The 23,508-nt window shown below is 66.8% G+C and carries 14 protein-coding genes and 1 tRNA gene; 7 read left to right on the forward strand and 8 right to left on the reverse strand.

The window, feature by feature from the left end; genetic code table 11:
- Positions 1 to 102 precede the first annotated feature (102 nt).
- The gene (locus FCE95_RS10835) at positions 103 to 2,067 is read right to left on the reverse strand and encodes a beta-propeller domain-containing protein (protein ID WP_137267030.1); all 1,965 of its coding nucleotides are present in this window, start codon (positions 2,065 to 2,067) and stop codon (positions 103 to 105) included.
- A 336-nt stretch (positions 2,068 to 2,403) separates the two neighbouring features.
- Between FCE95_RS10835 and FCE95_RS10840 the strand changes: the two genes are divergently transcribed.
- Entirely contained in the window at positions 2,404 to 4,785 is a 2,382-nt protein-coding gene (locus tag FCE95_RS10840; RefSeq protein ID WP_137267031.1) for a heavy metal translocating P-type ATPase, read from the forward strand.
- Between the two features lie 303 nt (positions 4,786 to 5,088).
- Here the strand turns inward: FCE95_RS10840 and FCE95_RS10845 are convergent, their stop codons facing one another.
- The 3 genes from FCE95_RS10845 to FCE95_RS10855 form a co-directional block, all read right to left on the reverse strand.
- Positions 5,089 to 6,588 carry an MFS transporter gene (locus FCE95_RS10845; RefSeq protein WP_137267032.1) on the reverse strand — a complete coding sequence of 500 codons (1,500 nt, stop codon included), beginning with the start codon at positions 6,586 to 6,588 and terminating at the stop codon, positions 5,089 to 5,091.
- A gap of 41 nt (positions 6,589 to 6,629) precedes the next feature.
- The gene (locus tag FCE95_RS10850) at positions 6,630 to 7,664 is read right to left on the reverse strand and encodes a LacI family DNA-binding transcriptional regulator (protein WP_137267033.1); all 1,035 of its coding nucleotides are present in this window, start codon (positions 7,662 to 7,664) and stop codon (positions 6,630 to 6,632) included.
- A gap of 81 nt (positions 7,665 to 7,745) precedes the next feature.
- Positions 7,746 to 9,323, reverse strand: coding sequence for a tryptophan halogenase family protein (locus FCE95_RS10855; protein ID WP_137267034.1), 1,578 nt, complete (start codon positions 9,321 to 9,323; stop codon positions 7,746 to 7,748).
- 221 nt (positions 9,324 to 9,544) lie between these two features.
- On the opposite strand from FCE95_RS10855, the gene FCE95_RS10860 reads away from it, so the two are divergent.
- The 3 genes from FCE95_RS10860 to FCE95_RS10870 all read left to right on the forward strand — a co-directional run bounded on the left by FCE95_RS10860 (position 9,545) and on the right by FCE95_RS10870 (position 16,339).
- Entirely contained in the window at positions 9,545 to 11,959 is a 2,415-nt protein-coding gene (locus tag FCE95_RS10860; protein WP_137267035.1) for a TonB-dependent receptor, read from the forward strand.
- Between the two features lie 214 nt (positions 11,960 to 12,173).
- Complete coding sequence (locus tag FCE95_RS10865; RefSeq protein ID WP_137267036.1) at positions 12,174 to 14,690, forward strand: glycoside hydrolase family 3 protein; 2,517 nt, start codon at positions 12,174 to 12,176, stop codon at positions 14,688 to 14,690.
- Between the two features lie 86 nt (positions 14,691 to 14,776).
- Complete coding sequence (locus FCE95_RS10870) at positions 14,777 to 16,339, forward strand: sodium/sugar symporter (protein ID WP_137267037.1); 1,563 nt, start codon at positions 14,777 to 14,779, stop codon at positions 16,337 to 16,339.
- A 109-nt stretch (positions 16,340 to 16,448) separates the two neighbouring features.
- Here FCE95_RS10870 and FCE95_RS10875 read toward each other — a convergent pair.
- A tRNA-Met gene (locus FCE95_RS10875) sits at positions 16,449 to 16,525 on the reverse strand.
- Positions 16,526 to 16,657: 132 nt separating this feature from the next.
- On the opposite strand from FCE95_RS10875, the gene FCE95_RS10880 reads away from it, so the two are divergent.
- The 3 genes from FCE95_RS10880 to bfr all read left to right on the forward strand — a co-directional run bounded on the left by FCE95_RS10880 (position 16,658) and on the right by bfr (position 18,237).
- Entirely contained in the window at positions 16,658 to 17,257 is a 600-nt protein-coding gene (locus tag FCE95_RS10880; protein ID WP_137267038.1) for an RNA pyrophosphohydrolase, read from the forward strand.
- Between the two features lie 70 nt (positions 17,258 to 17,327).
- Positions 17,328 to 17,540: a (2Fe-2S)-binding protein gene (locus FCE95_RS10885; protein ID WP_137267039.1), complete on the forward strand. Its 213-nt coding sequence runs from the start codon at positions 17,328 to 17,330 to the stop codon at positions 17,538 to 17,540.
- Positions 17,541 to 17,760: 220 nt separating this feature from the next.
- A complete protein-coding gene (gene bfr, locus FCE95_RS10890) occupies positions 17,761 to 18,237 on the forward strand; it encodes a bacterioferritin (RefSeq protein ID WP_137267040.1) in 477 nt (158 codons plus the stop codon).
- 188 nt (positions 18,238 to 18,425) lie between these two features.
- Here the strand turns inward: bfr and FCE95_RS10895 are convergent, their stop codons facing one another.
- The 3 genes from FCE95_RS10895 to FCE95_RS10905 all read right to left on the reverse strand — a co-directional run bounded on the left by FCE95_RS10895 (position 18,426) and on the right by FCE95_RS10905 (position 23,484).
- The gene (locus FCE95_RS10895) at positions 18,426 to 20,858 is read right to left on the reverse strand and encodes a hybrid sensor histidine kinase/response regulator (RefSeq protein ID WP_223266859.1); all 2,433 of its coding nucleotides are present in this window, start codon (positions 20,856 to 20,858) and stop codon (positions 18,426 to 18,428) included.
- 2 nt (positions 20,859 to 20,860) lie between these two features.
- Positions 20,861 to 22,723, reverse strand: coding sequence for an EAL domain-containing protein (locus tag FCE95_RS10900; RefSeq protein WP_137267041.1), 1,863 nt, complete (start codon positions 22,721 to 22,723; stop codon positions 20,861 to 20,863).
- A gap of 179 nt (positions 22,724 to 22,902) precedes the next feature.
- Positions 22,903 to 23,484 (reverse strand): DUF4126 domain-containing protein, encoded by a 582-nt coding sequence (locus tag FCE95_RS10905; protein ID WP_137267042.1) that lies wholly within the window; start codon positions 23,482 to 23,484, stop codon positions 22,903 to 22,905.
- Between the last annotated feature and the right edge of the window lie 24 nt (positions 23,485 to 23,508).

The following is a 23,508-nucleotide window of genomic DNA, read 5'->3' on the forward strand; positions in this document are numbered from 1 at the left end:
GGCGGGAGCCGGGACCCAGGTCGACGCAGCTACGGCGCGTCGATGCCAACCCCTCGTCATGGGCTCTGGATCCCGGCTTGCGCCGGGATGACGGTTGGGAGCTCAGCGGGCGACCGCGATCGCCCGCTTCGGCGCGAAATCCGTGCGGCGGCGTTCGCGGATGCGTTCGCCGTCGATCCGGCCTTCGACCAGTTCGTAGCCGAGCAGGGCGAACACCCGCTCGCCGATGAAGATCGGCCGCGCATCGCCGTACCAATCCACGCAGCTGGCTTTGCAGCCGTCGTCCACCGCCCGCTCGGCACGGGCGTCCAGTTGGCCCATCCGGCCGAGCTTCAGGTCGCGGTTGCGCAGATAGAGCACGCTCGCGGTCTGGTCGAGATAGCGCTGCATGCTGTTGCTGCGCGCCGCGCCGACGATCGGCAGGCCGACGATGCCTTGCCGCTCGGTTTCGGCACGGTAGAAGAAGCCGTGCGTGCGGCTTTCGCCTTGTGCGGCGTCGCGTTGCACGAACACGCTGCGCTTGTTCGCCGTGCGCGGGCCCAGCTTCAAACTGGTGAAGTGCAGATCCTTACCCGATCCGCCGACGATCACCGCATCGCCGCCCATCGCTTCGATGCGCTCGGCGCCGTGGCCCAGGTCGATCTGCTGCAACGGCATGCGGTCGGCGTAGCGGATCGCGTAGAGCATCGGATGTGCGCCGGCGGCGGAAGGGTCGCGCCAGCGGTACGGCGCCGATCCGTACACCAGCCAATCGCCGATGAAGCGGTTCTGCACTTCGCTGTCGCCGGCGTTGAGCAGCGGCGTATAGGCCGAAGCCGGCGCGGCCGCGCTGCCGTCGCCGAAATCGCGCAGCCGCACGCGCAGCAAAGCCATGTCGCCGCGCTTGCTCTCGGCGCGCCACATGCCTTCGCCGTCGCCGTGCGCGCTGACCAGCACGTTGAGGAAGCCCTTCGCATCCTGCAGGAAGGAGAGCTGGTCGATCGGGCTGCCGCTGGTGCGCAACGCGCTCGGCGCGGCGCCGTCCAGCGGGATGCGGAACACCGCGGAACGGTAGGGGCGGCGCTGGTCGCGATCGTAATGCGTGGTCCAGACGAACACCGAATCGGCGGACACGTAGAACACGCGGCCTTGCGGACCGAGTACGGCGCTGGACTCGCATCGCATCTCCGCGCGGCCCAGGTCGCAGATGCTGACCGTGTGCAGCGCCGCGCCTTCGAACGGATTCAATTCGTCCGCGCTGCGGTAGATGCGCGTGGCCGGCAGGATGCGGCGGAATTCCTGCGGTGTGGCGTCCTTATGCCAGCGGCGGACCGCAGGGTAAAAATCATCGGAGCCGGCGTTCCACGCGTTCAAGCGCATCGGCGTGTAGAAGATTAGCTTGTCGCCGATCAGGCGGCTGGCGTAATTGCGAGAAGAGTAGTAATCGTTGCTGCGCAAGTGATAGGTGGCGCGGTATTTCAGGCCGCCGTCGCGGGCGATGTCGAACAAGCCGATCTCGGTGCCGCCGCGCGCGTAGCTGTAGCCGATCACGACGACCGTGTCGTCCGACACCAGCATCTCGTCGTACCACGCGCCGGAAGGATCGGTGCCGGGCGCGTAGGCGTCGACCGTCGACACCGGCCGCAGCGCGTCGCCGCCGATGCGCACGGTGAACAATCGACCGCGGCGCAGGATCACCAGATGATCGCCATGTCGCTTGACGATGCCGCCTTCGTCGACGCCGGCGGTTTGCACGTTGGTGATCGATTCCTCTTTGTCCGCAGCGGCGTTGCCGGCGACGCTGTCCAAAGATTTGGCTTCGGCCACGGCGCCGGGCGCCATCAATGCGACGGTAGGTGCGGGCGGGGGCGGCGGGGCCATCGCCGCCTGCTTGGCGACTTCCTTGCGCCGGGCGTCCGCCTGCGCGCGCCAACGCTTGAGCAGGCGGTCGAATTCCCCTTCGCCGGAGAAGGCGCGCAGCGTCTTGCGCGGCTGGGTATCCGGCGCCGAGTGTGCTGCGGCGGTCGCAACGCCGTCGCACGCCGCCAGCAACAGCAGGCCAAACAAGAAGGGAAAGATCCGGGGCATGGCAGTTCTCCAGGGTCTAAAACCGAGCGCGAAATCGCGTCGCGTCACGAAGACGAACGTATGGCGGCCGAAGCGGGGTTAAGGAAAACGGATTTCGATCGGCGGGCCGATCCCGCGGTTCGCGCGCAGCGGCCGTACAGCCTCAGCGAAGTCCGGCGATCGATGCTTGACTCTGGACCAAGGTCCAGACTGCAAACTCGCTCCATCCACAGAGGCTACGGCGAGGGCCATGGAAACAGTGCGCAGTACCGAAGGGCTAGACTCGGGGTCGATCGGGATCGGCGATGCGTCCGTCCTGTCCGGGCCAATTCCCCATGTTCCAGCGGAGGAGAACGCATGAGCGCCTCCCAGCATCCCGCGCACGGCAACGGACACGGTTGCTGCTCTAACCATCCACCGTCCGGCGCGGCGGCCCATGCGGTCGTCGATCCGGTCTGCGGCATGCCGGTCGATCCTTCGAAAACGCCGCACCAGGCCGTGCATGCCGGCAACGAATACCATTTCTGCTCTGCGCGTTGCCGCGAGAAATTCGTATCCGACCCGGCCAAGCACCTCGCGCCCAAGGCTTCCTCGCCGGCGGCTCCGGTTCCGGCGGGCACGATCTATACGTGTCCGATGCATCCCCAGATCCGGCAACCGGGCCCGGGCGTCTGCCCGATCTGCGGCATGGCCCTGGAACCCGAGATGCCAAGCCTGGAGGACGAAGAGAATCCGGAGCTTGGCGATTTCTCGCGCCGCTTCTGGTGGACTTTGCCGTTGACGCTGACCGTACTGGCGTTGGCGATGGGAGCGCATCGTCTTACGGTCTTGTCGGCCGAGATGCGGACCTGGTTGGAACTGGCGCTGAGCGCGCCGGTAGTGCTGTGGGCGGGCTGGCCGTTCTTCGAGCGCTGCGCGCAGTCGATTCGCAACCGCAGCCCCAACATGTGGACGCTGATCGGCATCGGCGTGGCGGCGGCATTCGGTTACAGCGTCGTAGCCGCCGTGGTCCCCGATCTCTTTCCGGCGTCGTTCCGGGAGCATGGCCGAGTAGGCGTGTATTTCGAAGCCGCAGCGGTGATCGTTTCCTTGACGCTGCTCGGGCAACTGCTCGAACTGCGTGCGCGCTCCAAGACCTCCGCGGCGATCAAGGCATTGCTCGGGCTTGCGCCCAAGACCGCGCGGCGGATCGGCCGGGACGGTACGGAAGAGGATGTTCCGCTCGAACAGGTGCACGTGGGCGACCGCTTGCGCGTGCGGCCCGGTGAGAAAGTGCCGGTGGACGGCCTGGTGCTGGAAGGCCGTTCCAGCCTGGACGAATCGATGCTGAGCGGCGAGCCCATCCCGGTCGAAAAGGCGCCCGGCGCGCGCGTCGTCGGCGCGACGCTCAACGGTACCGGCAGCCTGGTCATACGGGCGGAGAAGGTGGGATCCGACACGGTCCTGTCGCAAATCGTGCAGCTCGTCGCCCAGGCCCAGCGTTCCCGGGCGCCGATGCAGCGCATGGCCGACAAGGTTGCCTACGGGTTCGTGCTCGCGGTGTTGGTCGCGGCGGTACTGACTTTCCTGGGCTGGGGCCTGTTCGGACCCGAGCCGTCGTGGACCTATGCCGTGCTGAACGCCGTATCGGTGCTGATCATCGCCTGCCCTTGCGCGCTGGGACTGGCTACGCCCATGTCGATCATGGTGGCCACCGGCCGCGCGGCGCGAGCCGGCGTACTGTTCCGCGACGCCGAGGCGATCGAACACTTGCGCAAGATCGATACGCTGGTCGTGGACAAGACCGGCACCTTGACCGAAGGACGGCCGGTGTTCAAGGACGTCATCGCCGCCGAAGGTTTCGCCGCGGACGAAGTGCTGCGCCTGGCCGCCGGCCTCGAGCAAGGCAGCGAGCATCCGCTGGCCGAGGCCATCCTGGCCGAAACCAAACGGCGAGGGTTGTCTCCGCCTGCGGTGGCGGATTTCGATTCGCTCACCGGCATGGGCGTGCGCGGTCGCGTCGCCGATCGCGCGCTGATCTTGGGCAATCGGACGCTGATGGCCGAAGCCGGCGCCGATGTCGCCGCGGTATCCGGAGACGCCGAGCGCCTGCGCGGCGAAGGCGCCAGCGTGGTCTATCTGGCCGTCGATGGCCGCCTGGCGGGGATTCTGGCGGTGGCCGATCCCATCAAGGCCACGACCTTGCCGGCCTTGAACGCGCTGCGCGCGGCGGGCGTGCGCGTGGTCATGGCGTCGGGCGATGCGCAGGCTACGGCCGAAGCCGTAGGACGCGCGCTGGGCATCGAGGAGGTGCGCGGCGAAGTGCGGCCTAAAGACAAGGTCGAGTGGGTTCAAAGGCTCAAGGCGCAGGGCCGGCGGGTGGCGATGGCCGGCGATGGCATCAACGATGCGCCAGCCCTGGCCGCGGCCGACGTGGGTATCGCGATGGGCACCGGCACGGACGTAGCGATGTCCAGCGCGCAGGTGACGCTGGTGAAAGGCGATCTCCGCAAGATCCTGCATGCGCGCGCCATTTCCGATGCCGCTGTCTCCAACATGCGGCAGAACCTGGGTTTCGCGTTCCTGTACAACGCCGTCGGCGTGCCGATCGCCGCCGGCGTGCTGTATCCGGCGTTCGGATGGCTGCTCAGTCCGATGATCGCGGCCCTGGCGATGAGCCTGAGTTCGGTCTCGGTGGTCACCAATGCGTTGCGGCTCGCCCGGTCGCCGTTGCCAGCATCGCCAAGCGAAGGACCGTAGCGCGATTCGACGGGACAAAAATCACCCCGTAGCAGCGCATGCGGGGTGAACCGCATGCCCGGCCGTTAGTCCTGCTGCTGCTCAGCCAATGCCGTCGCTGGACGCGGTCTGCATCTTGCGATGAAAGACCCTTTCCACCCTCGGATCGACCTGCAGCGTCGTCGGACGCGGCCCTGCTACGAGGCTTGAGCGCATTGTGCGGCGACCGCGCGGACGGTTATTGATCCGGATCAATGAAAGCTGCGTACGTAGATCAGGCGATGTCGGCCGGCCTTGCGTCGGACGCCGGAGCTCCTGGGCCGGCTACTGCCCGAAAGCCGAGCCCGCGTCTCCCGTCGGCGCGCCGACGCGCAACACGCAAAGCGCCGCGAGCATCAGGCTGACGCCGCCGATCAGCAGCGCGTAGATCGGCGCATTGCCGAAGAACGTCTTCAACAGGAAGCCGAGCAAGCTGGCGGCGAGCAATTGCGGGATGACGATGAACAGATTGAAGATGCCCATGTACACGCCCATCTTCCCCGCCGGCACGCTGTCGGACAGCAGCGCGTAGGGAAGGGACAGGATCGACGCCCAGGCGAAGCCGACGCCGACCATCGACAGCAGCAGCCAGTGCGGATCGCGGATCAGCAGGAACGACAGCAGGCCGCAGCCGCCCAGGACGAGATTGAGCAAGTGGCTCAGGCGCAGGCCGAGCCGGCGCGTCATCCATGGGATCAGCATCGCCGCGAGCACGGCGAAACCGTTGTAGGCCGCGAACAGCACGCCGGTCCAGTTCGCACCGTCGTTGTAAGCGGCCGAGCGCGTGTCTTCCGTGGCGAAATGCGCGCTGGTCACCGCCGCCGTCGTGTAGATCCACATCGCGAACAGCGCGAACCAGGAAAAACATTGCACCGGCACGAGCTGGCGCATGGTCGCGGGCATCGTCAGCAGATCGGCGACGATCGCGGTGAACGGATTGCGTGCGCGGCTGTAGCCGGCGACCAACTGTATCGCGCCGTAGGCGAACAGGCCCGCGGCGAGCAAGTGCAGCCGCGCATCGGCCTGGGTCAGTCGGATAGCGAGGAACGCAGCCAAGCCCGCCGCGCACCAGAGCGCGCCCGTGTAGCGTACGTGTGCCGGCAACGGCGTTGGAGGCGCAGCCGGCTTCGCGTCCTCGAACGCGGCGAGCACGTCGGGCGGATACTCACGGGTTGACAGCACGGTCCAGACGAGCGTGCCGAACAAGACGGCGGCGCCGAGATAGAACGCCAGCTTCACCGTGTCGGGAATCCCTCCGGAGGCGGCGAGGTTGCTGATCCCGAATTGCGCGAGCAGCCAGGGCAGCAGGCTGGCGATGACGGCGCCGGCCGCGATGAACAAAGTCTGCATCGCGTAGCCGGCCGGGCGCTGCGACGACGGCAGCTGATCGCCGACGAACGAACGCAACGGTCCCATCGAGACGTTGATCGCGGCATCGAGGATCCACAGCAGCGCCGCCGCGGTCCAGAGCGTCGGCGAATTGGGCATCGCGATCAGCGCCAATGCGGCGACGATCGCGCCGGCGAGGAAATACGGCCGGCGCCGGCCGAGCCGGCCCCACGTGCGATCCGAGCAATAGCCGACGATCGGCTGCACGAGCAGCCCGGTCAGCGGCGCGGCGATCCACAGCGCCGGAATGTCGTCGATCCCGGCGCCGAGAGTCTGGAAGATGCGGCTGACGTTCGCGTTCTGCAGCGCGAGGCCGAACTGCAGCCCCATGAAGCCGAAGCACATGTTCCAGATCTGCCAGAAGCCGACCGGGAGCCTGTTTGTCGTGGCAGGCATGGATGTCTGGCCGAAGCGTGCGGCGTTCGCGGCGGCGCCGCTCAGCGCCGCTTCGCCGAAACCGGCGCGGGTCCGCCCGATTGGCGGATCATCAGTTCGTAGGGCACGTCCACGAGCGCGCCCGCCTGCGGATCGCGGATCGCGGCGAGCAACTGCTCGGCGGCGATGCGGCCCATCTCGCGGCAAGGCTGTCGCACCGTGGTCAGGCTCGGCCAGATCTGGCGCGAGGCCGGCGTGTCGTCGAAACCGAACACGGACAAGTCTTGCGGGATGCGCATGCCGCGTTCGAACGCCTCGTGCATGACGCCGCAGGCGCTGTCGTCGTTGGCGGCGAAGACCGCGGTGGGCGGATGCTTCAGGTCGAGCAGTCGCCTCGTGCCGGCGACGCCGTCGTCGAAGGTGAAGCCGCCATCGACGACGAGCTCGGGATCGTAAGGGATGCCCGCGCGGCGCAGCCCGTCGCGATAACCGGCCAGGCGCCAGGCGCGTCCGCCGTGCGGCGTAGGGCCGGCGATGTGGGCGATGCGGCGATGACCGAGCTCGACGGCGTGCGCGATCATGTCCGCCGCCGCCTTGCGCTCGTCGAGGATGGTGCCGATGCGCGCGTGGCCGAGCTTGGCCTTCGCGGAGATCGTGGCGTAGCGCACGCCGAGGGCATCGAGACGGCGCAACAATTTGAGGTCGTCGGTGAACGGCGGCACCAGGATCAGGCCGTCCGGACGATATTGCGCGATCGATTCCTCCACCGCGCGGATGTGGTCGGCATTGGAATATTCCAGCGGACGCAGCATCGCGCTGTAACCCTGGCGCTCGCAGGCGGCGAGCATGCCGACGATGATCTCCATGACGTAGCTCGATGCCGCGGCGGGATCGTCGTACACCAGCGAAATCAGGTAAGAACGGTTTCCCGCCAAGCTGCGCGCCGACGGATTAGGGCGGTAATTCAGCGTCTGGGCGGCCGCCTCGACCTTGAGCCGGGTCTTCTCGCGCACGTTCGGTTCGCGGTTGAACACGCGCGAGACGGTTTTCATGGAGACGCCGGCGGCCTGGGCGACATCTTCGATTCTGGCGCGCATCGATGCGTTTCCGAAGGGGCGGGGTGGGGCAAGTCATGTTATCGCACGCGACGATGCCGGCAGGCGCTCGTTCCGCCGGCATCAGGCGGTCTGCGGCATCCGGTCCCCTTGCGTTTCGTAGTCGCGCGCCATCGCCTCGACCAGGGTCCGGTGGGCGGGCAGATCGTCGAGCGCCAAGCCGGCGACGTGCTGGACCGCGGCGAACTCGCGGCGCGCGGATTCGCCCTGGTCGTAGACGCCGCGCATGGCGGACAGGTCGGTGCGGAACTCCATGCCGTAAAGCACGTATTGCCAGCTGGCCGGCAGGAACATCTCCAGATCGGAAATGAAATCCAACCGGTGCGGCGGCCGGCAGCGCCACATCGCGAGTTTGTCCTGCAGCGTCTGCGGAATGCTGGCGGCATCGACGTTGTCGATCCAGAACGGGGTATCGCGACGCTGGCTGAGGCAGTAGTGCAGCTTGATGAAGTCGAAGATGCGCTCGTAGCGCGCGGCCATCATCGCGTTGAACGTCTTGGATACCGGCGCCATGTCGCCGTCGGCCGGGAACAGGTGCGCGATCAGGTACGCGGCGATCTCGATCAAGGCGATGCCGGTGGATTCGAGCGGCTCCACGAAGCCGCCGGCGAGGCCGACCGCGACGCAGTTCTTGTGCCAGGGTGCCGTGCGGTGGCCGGCCTCGAACTTGATGAGCTTCGCGGTCAGCCCGTCCGCGGCTTTGCCTAGATAGTCGCGCAGCACTTGCTCGGCGCGCGTTTCGTCGGTGTGGCGGCTGGAAAACACGTAGCCGACGCCGCGACGTTCGTGGAGGCCGATATCCCATGTCCAGCCGGCTTCGTGCGCTCGGGCGATGGTGAACGACGGGATCGGCGTGTCCTTGCGCTCGTACGGCACCTGCATCGCCCAGGCGCGATCGTTGAACAAAACGTCTTTCGCGCTGCGCCAACCCACGCCCAGCGCCTGTCCGCACAGCAAGCTGCGGAAGCCGGTGCAGTCCACGTACAAGTCGGCGCTCAACGCGCCTTGCTCGCGCGTGTGTACGCACGCGATCGCACCAGTTTGATCGAGTTCGACGCGCTCTATCGTCGCCGCGCGCCGGACTATGCCCAACTCCCGCTGGCCGTGTTCGGACAAGACATCGGCGAACCGCGCCGCATCGAAGTGATAGGCGTGGTTCAGCGGCGCCTGCCAGGGACCGTCGCTGAGGCGCTTGGGTCCGCGGCCGGCGTCGGTCACGCGTTTCTGCATCGTCACCGCTTCGGCGAAAGCAAGTTCTTTCGGCGCGTAGCCGAGCAGCCAATACGGCAGCAGCTCCGGCGCACCGGGCCGTTGGCTGGGCGCGCTGAACGGATGCAGATAGTGATCGCGGCCCGGCGCGCCGGGCGAGCGCGCCCAGTGCTCGAAGCGGATGCCCTGCTTGAAGGTCGCGTTGGCGCGGGCGATGAACTTGTTTTCGTCCAGGCCGATCGCCGACAGCGTGCCGCGGATCGACGGGAACGTGCCTTCGCCGACGCCGACGATGCTGATGTCGGGCGATTCGACGAGTTCGACGACGATGCCGCCGGGCTTGGCGGCGCCCAGCGCGCGCGCCAAATAGGTCGCAGTGAGCCAGCCGGCGGTGCCTCCGCCGACGACCAGGACTTTGCGCACGATCGCCATTCGATGCTCCCAAAATTTTGCTGCATTGCAGCTATCGCAGCGCAGCATTTTTCCCCGTATTTTCCAGCAGCATAGGCCCGAATGACTGCGCTGTCATCGATTTGTTGACAGCGCTGTCATTTTGCGTGCAGGCTTCGCTCCACCAGGCATAGGGGTGCCGACGGGCGTTGCGCCCGCTGCGCGGCCAGACAACAACCAAAGAAATTCGGGAGAGGGAACAGATGAAGTATTCGCTGCTCTACACGGCAGTCGTCGCCGCACTCGTCTCAGGCAACGCCTTGGCCGCCGATCAAGCGCAGGATGCAACGCCCGCCCAAGAGGCGCCCGCCGCGCAGGCCAAGACGCTCGACACCGTGGTCGTGACCGGCACCAAGCGGGTGACGCCCCTGCAGAAGACGCCGGTGGCGATCAGCGCGATCAGCGCGGAAACGCTCGACAAGGAGCGGGTGATGACCGTGCAGGACATCACCAAACTGGTGCCGAGCATGCAGGCCACCCGCCAGGGCGACCACGACGTCATCACCATGACCCTGCGCGGCATCGGCAACGACCAGGCCAAGACCGAGTACGCCGATCCGGAAGTCGCGATCTTCGTCGACGGCGTCTACTCGCCGCGCGCCGAGGCCGCCGCCGGCCTGCTGCTCGACATCGAGACCGCCGAAGTCCTGCGCGGCCCGCAGGGCACGCTATGGGGCCGCAATTCCACGGTCGGCGCGGTCAACTTCCAGACCGTGAAGCCGGAAATCGGCAGCTATTCCGGCAGCGCGCAGCTGTCCGTCGGCAACTACAACGCGGTCGGCGCTCGTGCCGCGGTGAATTTGCCGATCAGCGACACCTTCGCGATGCGCGTGGCGCTGGCGCAGGAGCAGCACGACGGCTACGTCGACTACCAGAATCCCATCGGCCAGATACCGTCGCTGGACGCGCAGCGCGCCGCCTATGCGGCATCCGGCGGCGATCCGGCGACGTTCCAGCCGATCAATCCGAACCAGTACGCCACCGGCGGCGACAAGTACAACGCGCAGAACCAGTCGGCCGCGCGCGTCAGCGCGTTGTGGCAGCCCAGCGAGACGTTCTCCTGGAACCTGGCGGTGGAATACTTCCGCGACCGCGGCACGCCGAGCATGAACCTGATGCAGAAGCCCCGGCCGGGGCAGGATTTTTGGTCGGCGCTGATCGACACCGCGCCCTACATCGACCGCGACTCCTACGCGCTGCGCAGCCGCATGGACTGGGACATCAACGACGGCCTGCGCTTCAGCTACATCGCAGGCTTCTACAAGTTCGACGGCTCGTCCACTTACGACCAGGACAGCGGCGTACTGGTGCCGACCTGTTTCGCCTGCGGCCCCGCGCAGTACCAGGAAGACCGCACCAACCACTCCGAATACGAGAACACTTCGCACGAGTTCAACCTCGCCTCGACCGGCGAGAACACCGTCGACTGGATCCTCGGCCTGTACTACGCCGCCGAAGACAACTCGATCCGCTTCGACATCCCGATCTTCAACGGCACCCAGCAAGGCACCGTCGCCTGGCAGGGCTCGTTCATCCAGCCCAAGGAGACGGTGGATTCCTACGCCGCCTTCGGCCAGGCCACCTGGAACGTCAACGACGATTGGCGCCTGACGGCCGGCTTGCGCTATACCGACGACAAGAAGGAGAACGTCGGCGGCCGCGGCTGGGGCTGGGCTTACAACCCGGCGGTGCCGCAGGTGCCGATCTCGCCGGGCACGTATCCGAGCCCCGGAACGGGATTCAACGTTTCCACCATCAACGACGGCGAATACAGCCACAGCCAGGTGACGTGGCTGGCGCGCACCGATTTCGATGTCGGCAAGAACGGCCTGCTCTACGCCAGCGTGTCCACCGGCTATAAGTCCGGCGGCTTGCAGGACGGCGGCGCCACCTTCAAGCACGAGGAGCTGACCAACTACGAGATCGGCGGCAAGTTCAGCTTCCTGGAAGGACGCGTGATCTGGAACAGCGCGATCTACTACATGGACTTCAAGGACTTCCAATTGTCCGCGCCGGTGACGTTCCCCGACGGCAATCGCGGCCTGGGCTTCAGCAACGTGGAAGGCAGCACCAAGGTGTGGGGCTACGAGAGCGAGCTTTCGGCGCTCATCGGCGACAACGACCGAGTCAACCTGACCATTTCGGGCGTTCCGGAAAAAGAGCTGGGCAGGCTGCTGTACGCGGGCAGCAACGACTACCAGGGCCTGCCGCCGTGTCCGCCGGCGTCGGGCATCAGCAACTGCATGAACGTCACCGGCAACGAACTGCCGCACGCGCCGGACTTCGCGTTGACGCTGATGTGGGAGCACGACTTCCACCTCGGCAACGGCGGCACGCTGACGCCGCGATTGAGCGGCCACTACGAAACCGAAACCTGGCTGAGCGTGTTCAACCTCGGCGAAGAGGACCAGCAAAAGGCTTACGGCCGCGGCGACTTCTCGCTGCGTTACGAGGAACCCGAGCAGCGCTGGTGGGCCGGCCTGTACGTGCAGAACTTCACCGACGAGAAGACGCGCACCGCGGCGGGCCGTTTCAACCCCGGCGGCGGGCAGTTCCTGTGGGTGTCGCAGTACTTGCCGCCGCTCACGTACGGCGTGAATTTCGGTCTGCGTTTCTGATCGGCGCCCGGCTTCCCTTCGCCCGCATTGCGGGCGCGGGGAAAGTGGCGCGCATCGCATTTCGATCCTGCCTTCCGCTGCGTCGCGTTGCGCGCGGGCGTAAGGCGCAACGGGCGATCCGGCACGCCGCCCGCAGGACTTTCTGGAGTACGGTTTGAAAATCGCATCGAAGAATCCGCGTTCGAGCGCTGCGGTCCTGCGTCGGAGTCTGGTCATGGCGATGGCGCTGGGTTTGACCGCTGGGCCCGGCGTCGCCGAAGACATGACGGCAGGCGGCGCGATCCATCCCGAACGCTGGCCGGCGCCGGTCTGGCCGCTGCCGGCCGATCCGGCGCTGGAGGCGCGCGTCGACGCGCTGCTGCAAACGATGACGTTGGAAGAAAAAGTCGGCCAGATCGTGCAGGGCGACATCTCCAGCCTCACGCCCGAAGACGTGCGCAAGTACCGGCTCGGTTCGGTGTTGGCCGGCGGCGGCTCCGACCCGGGCGGCAAATACAACGCGGCGCCGGCGGAATGGCTGGCGCAGGCCGACGCGTTCTACGAAGCGTCGATGGACACCCGCGGCGGCGGCAAGGCGATCCCGATCCTGTACGGCATCGATGCGGTGCATGGCCAGAGCAACGTGGTCGGCGCCACCGTATTCCCGCACAACATCGGCCTCGGCGCGGCGCGCAATCCGGACCTGATCCGCGAGATCGGCCGCATCACCGCGATCGAGACGCGGACCACCGGCATGGAATGGGCCTTCGCGCCGACCGTCGCGGTGCCCCAGGACGACCGTTGGGGCCGCAGCTACGAAGGTTATTCGGAAGATCCCAAACTCGTGGCGAGCTACGCCGGCGCGATGGTCGAAGGCCTGCAGGGCAAGGCCGGCGACAAGGAATTCCTGGACGGCGCGCACGTGATTTCCTCGGTCAAGCATTACCTGGGCGACGGCGGCACGAGCGACGGCAAAGACCAAGGCGACACGCAAGTCGGCGAGTCCGTGCTGCGCGACGTGCACAACGCCGGTTATCCGCCCGCCATCGCCGCCGGTGCGCAGGCGGTGATGACTTCCTTCAGCAGCTACCAGGGCGTAAAGCTGTCGGGCCACAAGCCGCTGGTCACCGATGTGCTGAAAGGGCGCATGAACTTCGGCGGCTTCGTCGTCACCGATTGGAACGCGCATGGCCAGGTCGCCGGTTGCGACAACGGGCGATGTCCGGCGGCGGTGAACGCCGGCATCGATTTGGTGATGGCCCCCGACAGTTGGAAGCCGTTCTACGAGAGCACGCTGGTCGCGGCGAAGGCCGGCACGATTCCGATGGCGCGGCTCGACGATGCGGTGCGGCGCATACTGCGGGTGAAATTTCGGCTCGGCTTGTTCGATGCCGGCAAACCGTCGCAGCGCGCGCTCGGCGGCAAGTTCGAACTGCTGGGCGCGCCCGGACATCGCGCGGTCGCGCGCCAGGCGGTACGCGAATCGCTGGTGCTGTTGAAGAACCAGCGCGGCATGCTGCCGCTGGATCCGAAGAAAAAGCTGCTGGTCGCCGGCGACGGCGCCGACAGCATGGCCAAGCAGAGCGGCGGTTGGACGTTGACCTGGCAGGGCACGGGCACCACCCGCGCCGATTTCCCGAACGGCGAGACGATCTGGGAAGGGCTGAAGAACGCGGCGCAGGCCGCCGGCGGCAGCGCCGAGCTGGCGCCCGACGGGCGGTATCGGACCAAACCCGACGCTGCCATCGTCGTGATCGGCGAGAACCCTTATGCCGAGTTCCAGGGCGACCTGCCGACGCTGCTCTACAAGCCCGGCGACGACAGCGACCTTCAGCTCATCAGGAAATTGAAGGCCGACGGCATTCCGGTGGCGACGGTGTTCCTCAGCGGCCGGCCGCTGTGGGTGAACCGCGAGATCAATGCGTCCGATGCCTTCGTCGCGGCCTGGTTGCCCGGCAGCGAAGGCGGCGGCATCGCCGACGTGCTGCTGCGCACGCCCGACGGCGGCGTCCCTTACGACTTCAAGGGCAAGCTCAGCTTCTCCTGGCCGCGCCGCGCCGATCAGTACGCCAACAACGTCGGCCAGAAAGATTACGACCCGCAGTTCGCCTACGGCTACGGCCTGACCTATGCCAGCAAGGGCGATCTCGAGCCGCTGCCGGAAATCGCCGGCGTATCGCTCGCGCAGGCCCAACCCGGCGTGTACTACGCGCTCGGCATGCTGGCGCCGGGGCTGTCGATGGCGCTGGAGGCGGCCGGTCAGCGCGCCACCAATGTCGTCACGCTGCCCGCGGCGTCGCGCGACGGCAGTCTCCGCATTGCCGCGGTCGACCATCGGCGCCAAGAGGACGCGCGCCGCGTGACTTGGTCCGGATCGGCGCCCGCACGCCTGTCGTTGATCGCGGAGGCGGCGAAGGACCTGACGCGTGAGGCCAACGGCGATGTGCAGCTCACGTTGACGCTGCGCGTGGACGCGCCGCCGAAAGGCGACGTGGCCGCGAGCGTCGCCTGCGGCGAAGGTTGCGGCGCGGCGCTGCCGTTGCGCGAATCGTTGGCGATGCTGCCGATCGGCCAATGGACCACGTTCGGCATACCGCTGAAGTGCTTCGCGACGGCCGGCGCGGACCTGTCGAAGTTGTCCGGCCTATTGACCATCGAAACCGCCGCGCCCTTGCAACTGTCGTTCTCGCGTATCGCGCTTGCTCCGCAAGGCGAGGCGGAGCGGACGCTCGAATGCAGGATCAACAGATAAGCGCGCTTCGCGAAGTCCCGAAACATGGGGACCGTTCTTCCTCCCCTGCAACCGCAGGGCGGGCGCCACACTGAGGGGGTAACGCCTTGAAACTGTCGACCTTGGACCTGACGATCCTGCTGGTCTACTTGATCGGCATCTTCGCGCTCGCGCAATGGGTCTCGCGCGAGAAAGAAGGCCGCAAGAAATCCGCCAGCGACTACTTCCTCGCCGGCAAGGCGCTGCCGTGGTGGGCGATCGGCGCTTCGCTGATCGCAGCCAACATCTCCGCCGAGCAGATCATCGGCATGTCGGGCTCCGGCTACGCGATCGGGCTGGCCATCGCGTCGTACGAATGGATGGCGGCGGCGACGTTGCTGATCGTCGGCAAGTTCTTCCTGCCGGTGTTCCTGCGCAACGGCATCTACACGATGCCGCAGTTCCTGGAGGAGCGTTACGGCCGCAGGATCCGCACGCTGATGGCGGTGTTCTGGCTGGGCCTGTACGTGTTCGTGAACCTGACCTCGATCCTGTGGCTCGGATCGATCGCGGTCAGCCAGGTGACCGGCATCGATCCGATGGCGGCGCTGGTGCTGCTGGGCGCGTTCGCGCTGCTCTACCAGCTGTACGGCGGTCTGAAGGCGGTGGCGTTGACCGACATCGTGCAGGTTTGCCTGCTGGTGCTCGGCGGCTTGTCGGTCACCGCTCTGACGCTGTCGCAAATCGGCGCCGGCGACCTGGTCGCCGGCTACCGCAAGCTATTGGACGCGCATCCCGAACATTTCCGGATGATCCTCGGCAAGGACAGTCCTTTCTACAAGGACCTGCCCGGCCTCAGCGTGCTGGTCGGCGGCATGTGGATCATGAATCTCAGCTACTGGGGCTTCAATCAATACATCATCCAGCGCGCGCTCGCGGCGAAGGACCTGGGCGAAGCGCAGAAAGGCGTGCTCTTCGCCGCATTCCTGAAGCTGCTGATGCCGTTGGTGGTGGTGATGCCGGGCATCGCCGCAGTGATGCTGGCGCCCGGCTTGGCCAAGCCCGATCAGGCCTATCCGACGATGATGGATCTGCTGCCGACCGGCGTGCTCGGCCTGGTGTTCGCCGCATTGGTAGCGGCGATCGTGGCCTCGCTGGCGTCGAAGATCAATTCGATCGCGACCATCTTCACCCTCGACTTCTACGCCAAGCGCGGACGCGACGACGATCAGGCGCATCTGGTCCGCGTCGGCCGCATCGCCGCGGCGGTCGCGGTATCGCTGGCGATCCTCAGCGCGCAACCGCTGTTGGGCAGCTTCGACCAGGCGTTCCAATACATCCAGGAATACACCGGCTTCTTCACCCCGGGCATCGTGGTGATCTTCGTGCTCGGCCTGTTCTGGAAGCGCGCCAACGAGACCGGGGCGCTGGCCGCGGCGATCAGCTCGTTCGTGTTGTCGGTCGTGTTGAAGCTGGCCTGGCCGGCGTTGCCGTTCATCGACCGCGTCGGCCTCGTGTTCCTGGCGGCCTTGGCGCTGGCGGTAATCGTGTCGCTGGTCACGCCCAAGCAGAAGGAAGGCAGCGACCTGATCCGCGTCGACGATGTCGGCTATCGCACGCCGCCGGGTTTCAATATCGGCGCGTGTGGGGTGGTCGCGATCCTGGTCGCGCTTTACGCGCTGTACTGGTGATCGTTGCGGCTCGGTGCCCGGATGCGCGCGCGGATGCCCGCGCAAGCGGGCACAAAAAATCCGCCTTGCGGCGGAGTTCCGTCAACGCTTTGATTCCGATAGGAAATTTTGGTGGCTATGGGTGGACTCGAACCACCGACCCCAGCATTATGAGTGCTGTGCTCTAACCGGCTGAGCTACATAGCCACGCGGAGAACCGCGAATTATTCCTGCCCGGACCGGCTCAGTCAATTCGACCCCGGATGCGCTTGTCGCCCCGCCGATCCCATGGCAGAGTCGGGCATAGCGACGAAAGTCAAAGACTTAGGAGTCCGCATCGTGATCGATCCGGACGGCTACCGACCCAATGTCGGCATCATCCTGATGCGCCCGGACGGCCGGGTGTTCTGGGCCCGGCGCGTACGCCGCGACGGCTGGCAGTTCCCGCAGGGCGGGATGAACAGCGACGAGACGCCCGTCGAGGCCATGTACCGCGAGCTGCGCGAGGAAACCGGCCTGCTGCCCGAGCACGTGGAAGTGCTGGGCGCGACCCCGGGCTGGCTGCGTTACCGCCTGCCGCAGCGCTCGGTGCGCCACGACGACCGCCTGGTTTGCATCGGCCAGAAGCAGGTCTGGTTCCTGCTGCGGATGCTGGGCGAGGAAGGCGACTTGCGCCTGGATTTGACCGAGAAACCGGAATTCGACCTGTGGCGCTGGGTGGACTTCTGGTACCCGGTCGAGCACGTGGTCACCTTCAAGCGCGGGGTTTATGCCAGCGCTTTGCGCCATCTGGCCCCGATCGCGCGCGGCGTGGCCGGCGTGCAGGCGGTGCCGCAGCCGAAGCCCGACCCGCGCCGGCCGGGCAACGGCCGCTATCGGCCGCGTTACCGGCAACCCACCTCGGGTCGCGGAAACGGCGGCGAACCCGGCAAGAATTGACAATCATTCTCATCTCTGGCGGAATATTCGTCAGGGCCGTCTCGGCCCGTACCGGATCGAGCCAGGAAACATGTACGTCTGCGTCTGCAACGGCGTCACCGACCACGACATCCGCCAAGCGGCCGCCGCCGGTTGCCGCAGCGTGGCCGAGCTGACCATGCGCACCGGTTGCGGCGCCACTTGCGGCACCTGCCTGGACTTCGCTGCGGAGACTTTGGAGCAAGCCCGCGCCCAGCCCATCGGCTGCGTCGTGCCGTTGCCGGTCCTCTCGCAAGCCGCCTGATTCCGCTTTTCCGTAGAGCGGCTTCGGCCGCGAGCTTTTGCTATCGGGTCGCGATCTGAAGGAAAGAGCTCGCGGCTGAAGCCACTCCTACAACAGCCCGTTCCAACGAAATCGGATCGAGGACTCGGAGCACACCTTGAAAATGCGCACGATTCGCGTTCCGTCATCGCCGCGCCGATCGCGCTAACCTGCGCGCCTTCCCGTCCAGCGGAGCGCGGCCATGAAAGGCGACGCCAAGGTCATCGAACATCTCAACAAGGCGCTCTACAACGAGCTGACCGCGATCAACCAGTATTTCCTGCACGCCAAGATGCTGAAGAACTGGGGCTTGAAGGAACTCGCCGAGCACGAGTACCACGAGTCGATCGACGAGATGAAGCACGCCGACAAGCTCGCCGAACGCATCCTGTTCCTCGACGGCCTGCCGAATTTCCAAGCGCTGGGTAAGCTGCGCATCGGCGAGAATCCGCGCGAGCTGCTGGAGTGCGATCTGGCCCTGGAGCTGGAAGCGCTGCCCGCGCTGAAGGCCGGCATCGTGCATTGCGAACAGGTCGGCGATTACGTCAGCCGCAAGCTGTTCGCCGACATCCTGCATTCCGAGGAAGAGCACATCGACTGGCTGGAGACGCAGTTGGGCCTGATCGCGAGGATCGGCGAACAGAACTACCTGCAGACCAAGATCGAGGACGGCGAGTAAGCAGGCTTCCTTCTCCCGCCGGGTGAGGGCGCGCTGCTTGCGTATCGCATCGACCCGGACGGCAAGCCGCGCATCGCCGACGAAGCGCGCGCGGCAGGGACGGGGCGTGGAAGGTGTTGGGGAATCCGTCGCCGAGCGCGCCGGAGCTTGAGCTCTTCGTAGGAGCGGCTTTAGCCGCGAGCTTTTATTCAAAATCGCGACATCGCGGCGATTTCATAGAAAAAGCTCGCGGCTAAAGCCGCTCCTACAAAAAAGCCGTCCGGCAAAAGAGGCGGGTACGCGCGTTGCGCGTTCGCGGGCATGCGCGCGAGCAGGGCGGGGCGCACGCGCTCGTATTCGGCCACGACCACCGCTACCGCGGCGGCCGGGCGGTCCAGGGTCTTTTCGCGCGCGCCGAGCTCGATCCGCTTCGCGGCTTCCGATAACGCGTCGGCGCCGAGATTGGCGCTGGACGACTTCAGGCTGTGCGCGAGTTCGCGCAGCAAGGGCAAATCTTGCGCTTCGGCGGCTGTTTTCAGCTGCGCGATCAGGCGCGGCGTGTTGTCGAGGAAAGCGGCGATGATCTGGACGACGCCGTTGCCGATCATCGCTTCCAATTCGTCCAAGGTCTCTTCGTTGAGCATCGGCATCTCCGGCGCGGGGGGCGCCGCGGGCGCGGCGGCCGGCCGCGATTCGGCGGCGGCGATGCCGATTGTGCCAATGCTGGCGGACGGATGCGCGTTTTCCGGCGCGATCGGCTCGGAAGGCAGCCAACGGCTGAGGCAAGCGTCGAGTTGCGCGCGCGTTACCGGCTTGGCGAGGTAGTCGTCCATGCCGGCGTCCAGGCATTTCTGGCGGTCGCCGGCCATCGCATTGGCGGTCATCGCGACGATCGGCAGATGCCCGGCGCCGAGCGCGGTTTCGTGCTGGCGCCAGCGGTGCGTGGCGGTGTAGCCGTCGATCACCGGCATCTGGCAGTCCATCAGCACCAGATCGTAGGCCGTGCGCGCCATCGCCTGCAGCGCGAGTTCGCCGTTCACGGCGGTGTCGCATTCCAAGCCCAGCACCTTCAGCAATTGCTGCGCCACCAGCAGATTGACCGGATTGTCTTCCACCAGCAGCAGCTTGCCGCGCCAACGGCGGCGTTCCGGCGCGGCTTCGCCGTCCTGGCGCGCGCCGGGCGCGGCGGGCGCGGCGGGCGTGGCCGCGACGACGTTCGACGCCATGATCGTTCCGCGCAGTTCGCTGTCCGACACGCCGCGCGGCAGGAAGGCGGTGTCGCCGCGCTGCAGGCCGTCGGGAATGCCGTCTTCGCCGAACAAGCACACCAGGCGCACGTTGCCGTACAAGGTGTGGCGCTGCAGGTTGCGCTGCAAAGCGACCGCGGTGTTGCGCATGCCGGCCAAATCGGCGAGCACGATCGAGTAGTGCCAAGGCTGGCCTTGCGCGGCGGCGGTGCGCAGGCGTTCGAGCGCATCGTGGACCGTGTCCACCGCGGTCAGGCGCAAGCCCCAGTTCGGCAACAGCATTTGCAGGCGGCGGCGCAGGCGTTCGTCGCCGCTGAGCAGCAGCACGCGGCTGCCGCTGCGCTCGGCGACGACTTGGCGTTGCTCCAGATCGCCCTGCACCTTCATCAGCGGGATTTCGAAATGGAAGGTGGCGCCGTTGCCGTAATCGGACTGCACGCCGATCTTGCCGCCCATCAGGTCGACGATGCGCTTGCAGATCGCCAAGCCCAAGCCGGTGCCGCCGTACAAGCGCGTGGTCGACGCATCGGCTTGGGAGAAGGCCGTGAACAGCTTCGTTTGCGCTTCGGGCGGAATGCCGATCCCCGTATCGCGCACTTCGAAGCGCAGCATATGCTGGCTGGCGTTTTCGCCCAGCCGGCGCACGCTCAGGCCGATGCTGCCGCGCTCGGTGAATTTGACCGCGTTGCCGATCAGATTGCCCAGCACCTGGCGCAGGCGCACCGGGTCGCCGCGCACCGGCAGGCGCACCGAAGGATCGATTTCCAAATGCACCTTCAGGCCTTTCATGTCGGCCGGATGGCGCATCCACTGGACCACGTCCTCGAGCAGCTCGCGCAGGTTGAAGACGGTGCTTTCCAGCGCCAGCTTGTCCGCTTCCAGCTTGGAGTAGTCGAGGATGTCGTCGACGATCCGCAGTAGCTGCTGCGACGAAGCGTAGGCGGTGCGGACCAGGTCGCGCTGGCCTTGCGGCAGCGGCGAAGTCAGCAGCAGATCGAGCATCGGCACGATGCCGTTGAGCGGCGTGCGGATCTCGTGGCTCATCGTGGCCAGGAATTCGCCCTTGGCCAGCATCCCGGCCTCGGCCGCCTGCTTGGCCAGATGCAATTGGCGTTCCAGTTCCTGGTGCTTGCGGATCTCGTTCTGCAGCGACTCGACTTCGTTGCGGCTGCGCTCGGCGCGCAGCAACCGCGCTTCGAGTTCGGATTCGCGGTTGCGCAGCGCCAGCACCACCACCAGCACGCTGAGCAGGGTCGTCAGCACCAGCAGCAAGGCGACGATCCGCCACGGCCCGCCGACGCCCAGATGCTCCAGCGCCAAGGCCAGCACCGCGCCCACCGCCGAGCCCAGGGCGAGCCAACGCACGGCCATCGGCGGCGATGTCGCGGCGACCATCCCTAAAGCACCGCGCTATGGAAATCGAATTCGAGATCGCCGCTGGCGCGCTGCACCAAGTTGCCTTGGATGAAGTCGATGCCGCTCATCCACAGATTGGCGGCGGCCTGCGGATCCTCGATCTGATGGCCGATCACCAGTAAACCCAGCCGATGCGCGCGATCGATCACGCCGCGCATCTCGTCGCGCAAGGTCGGGCTGGCCTGGGCGTTGGCGTAGCGCGGCGACAGGCGCAAATAGCCCAGCGGCAGCTGCGCCAGCAAGGCTTCGGCTTCCGTGCCTTGTTCGTACTGGCTCAGGCAGAACTGGACGCCGGCGCGCATCATCCTTTGGCAGAACTGCTGCAGGCTGACGGTGTGGATCAAGGCGTCGGCCAGGCGCAGATCGATCACCAGCGCATTGCCGGGCAAGCCGTGCACTTCCAGCGCGCCGAGCAGCCACTCGGCGTAATCGTCGCGCGACAGCGAGCGCGGCGACTGCGGCACGAACAGGCGCAGCGGGCGGTTGTCGTGGTAGCGGTTCTGCAGCGTATCCAGCACGCGCTCCAGCACCCAGTGGTCGATTTCGGCCAGCAGCGCGCTGTTCTCGAGCGCGGGCAGGAATTGCGCGGCCGGACGCAGATGGCCGTCGTTGTCGCGCAGGCGCAGCAGCGTCTGGTATTGCGGTTCGTCGCCGCCGGCGACGGCGACGATCGGTTGGTAGGCCAGTTCGAAACGGTTTTCCGCCAAGGCGTCGCGCACCTGGTCGGTGGCCGATTGCGATTGCTCGGGCGCCTCGGGTTGCGGCGCCACGTAATCGGCGATGCCCGTCGGCGCCACGCGCGCGGCGCGCAATGCGCGCTCGGCCGCGTCCAGCGCGGCGCCGGCGTCGGCGAAGCCGCCGTCGAGCATCACCGCGCCGATGCTGGTGCGCAGCCGCACCGCTTCCAGGCCTTCGCCGAACGTGGGCTGGGCCAAACCGTCGCGCAGCTTGCGCGAGAACGCGCCGACGTCGGCGCCTTGCAGGTTCGGCGCCAGGATGGCGAAGGCGTAATCGTTCAAGCGCGCGACCGAAGCGTCGTCCGCCAAACTTTGCAGATGGCGGCCGGCGTCGATCATCAACGCTTCGTAAGCCGCGTAGCCGAGCCGCTCGCGCAAACGTTCGGCGCCGGCGATTTCGGCGAAGAGCAGGACGCCGCGGCGCGCGTCGGGCGTCAACGCGTTGCCGAGCAGATTGATCAAGTCGCCGCGTTCCAACAGCCCGGTCAGCGGATTGACGGCCGGCGGCTTGGCGCGGCTTTGCGCCATCCGCCGCGCGCGCTGGACGCGGCTGAGCACGGCGGCGACCAGATGGCGCGGCCGGATCGGCTTGCTGAGGAAATCGTCCGCGCCGCCGGCCAGGGCTTCGTACTGGCGCTCGGGATCCGGATCGCCGGTCAGGAACACGATCGGCGTGTGCATCAACAGTTCGTGGCCGCGGATGCGGTTGGTCAGCGCCAAGCCGTCCAAGCCGGGCATGTGCAGATCCATCAGCACCAGATCCGGTTTGAAGGCTTCCATCGCCGCCACCACGTTCGCGGGCTGGTCGACGATCACCGTTTGCATGCCGGTTCCGGCCAGCACGCCTTCGGCGAATTTCGCCTGGCTGGGATCGTCTTCGGCGATCAGGACGCGGAACGGGCCGGCCGGGCCGGTCAGGATCGCGGGAATGGCGATCGTCACCGGCGTGGCGGGCACGGCCGGTTCGCGCTTGGGCGCAGGTTCGGGGCTCGCTTCGGATTCCGGCGGCGGAACGTGGAATACGGGCGCGTCGCCGCCCCAACGCCGCCAATGCTGCGGCGGCGGCGTTTCGGTGCGGCGCGGATGGCGGATCGGTTCAGGGCTCATGGCGTCTTTTTCGGCGACGCCTTCGCTCCCCCCCGATGCCAGGCGCTTGCGTGTTTTGGGTCCGTCGCTGGACATGCTTTCCCCTACGGATGTCCTGCGGTCGCGGTCCCCCCTGCCGACGACGGCGGATGTCCGTTAAACGCGGCGACGGCCCTGCAAAGGCCACGCTGCGGCGGTGATCATCCCGGTTGCGCTTTCGGCGCGCGGCGGAACAGCTTACGCCATAGCCACCACACCGCCAGTGCGAAGAGTACGGTCAATCCGACCACGATCGCCAATGCGATCCACGGATGCGAGAACGCCAGCGCCAAACCGCCGATCACGGCGGCGTCTTCGGTGGCCGAAGCGGTCCAATTGCTGACCGGTTCAGGCGACGTATTCAGCAGCGCGCGCGTGCCCGATTTCAGCAGGTGGCTGGTCAAAGCCACGCCTGCGCCGGTGGCGAGCATGCCTGCGCTCAGTTCGCCGTTCGGCGATAGCGCGGCCGCTGCGAGGAAAGCGCCGACCGGCACGCGCAACAAAGTGTGAAGCAAGTCCCAGATCGAATCGACGCCGGGAATCTTGTCGGCGAAGAACTCCGCCGCTGCCAATGCGCCCGACACGCCGAGCACCCACGGCGATTGGGTGGCCTGCAGCGCTTCGGGCAGGTCCAGCCAGCCGAAGAAACCGGCCAGGCCGATGCCGAACACGGTCAGGTAGACGCGGATGCCGGCCAGCCAGGCCAAGAGCACGCCGATCGCGAACAAATGGGCTTCCGACATGGCGGTTTCCCCCGTTCCCGCGGC

Source organism: Luteimonas gilva (genome assembly GCF_005239095.1).
GTDB classification, from domain to species: domain Bacteria; phylum Pseudomonadota; class Gammaproteobacteria; order Xanthomonadales; family Xanthomonadaceae; genus Luteimonas_C; species Luteimonas_C gilva.

Coding starts and splice junctions, on each gene's coding strand:
- FCE95_RS10840 (WP_137267031.1), top strand. CDS start 2,404: ATGAGCGCCTCCCAGCATCCCGCGCACGGCAACGGACACGGTTGCTGC.
- FCE95_RS10850 (WP_137267033.1), bottom strand. CDS start 7,664: ATGCGCGCCAGAATCGAAGATGTCGCCCAGGCCGCCGGCGTCTCCATG.
- FCE95_RS10860 (WP_137267035.1), top strand. CDS start 9,545: ATGAAGTATTCGCTGCTCTACACGGCAGTCGTCGCCGCACTCGTCTCA.
- FCE95_RS10855 (WP_137267034.1), bottom strand. CDS start 9,323: ATGGCGATCGTGCGCAAAGTCCTGGTCGTCGGCGGAGGCACCGCCGGC.
- FCE95_RS10865 (WP_137267036.1), top strand. CDS start 12,174: ATGGCGATGGCGCTGGGTTTGACCGCTGGGCCCGGCGTCGCCGAAGAC.
- bfr (WP_137267040.1), top strand. CDS start 17,761: ATGAAAGGCGACGCCAAGGTCATCGAACATCTCAACAAGGCGCTCTAC.
- FCE95_RS10905 (WP_137267042.1), bottom strand. CDS start 23,484: ATGTCGGAAGCCCATTTGTTCGCGATCGGCGTGCTCTTGGCCTGGCTG.
- FCE95_RS10895 (WP_223266859.1), bottom strand. CDS start 20,858: ATGGTCGCCGCGACATCGCCGCCGATGGCCGTGCGTTGGCTCGCCCTG.
- FCE95_RS10835 (WP_137267030.1), bottom strand. CDS start 2,067: ATGCCCCGGATCTTTCCCTTCTTGTTTGGCCTGCTGTTGCTGGCGGCG.
- FCE95_RS10885 (WP_137267039.1), top strand. CDS start 17,328: ATGTACGTCTGCGTCTGCAACGGCGTCACCGACCACGACATCCGCCAA.
- FCE95_RS10845 (WP_137267032.1), bottom strand. CDS start 6,588: ATGCCTGCCACGACAAACAGGCTCCCGGTCGGCTTCTGGCAGATCTGG.
- FCE95_RS10900 (WP_137267041.1), bottom strand. CDS start 22,723: ATGAGCCCTGAACCGATCCGCCATCCGCGCCGCACCGAAACGCCGCCG.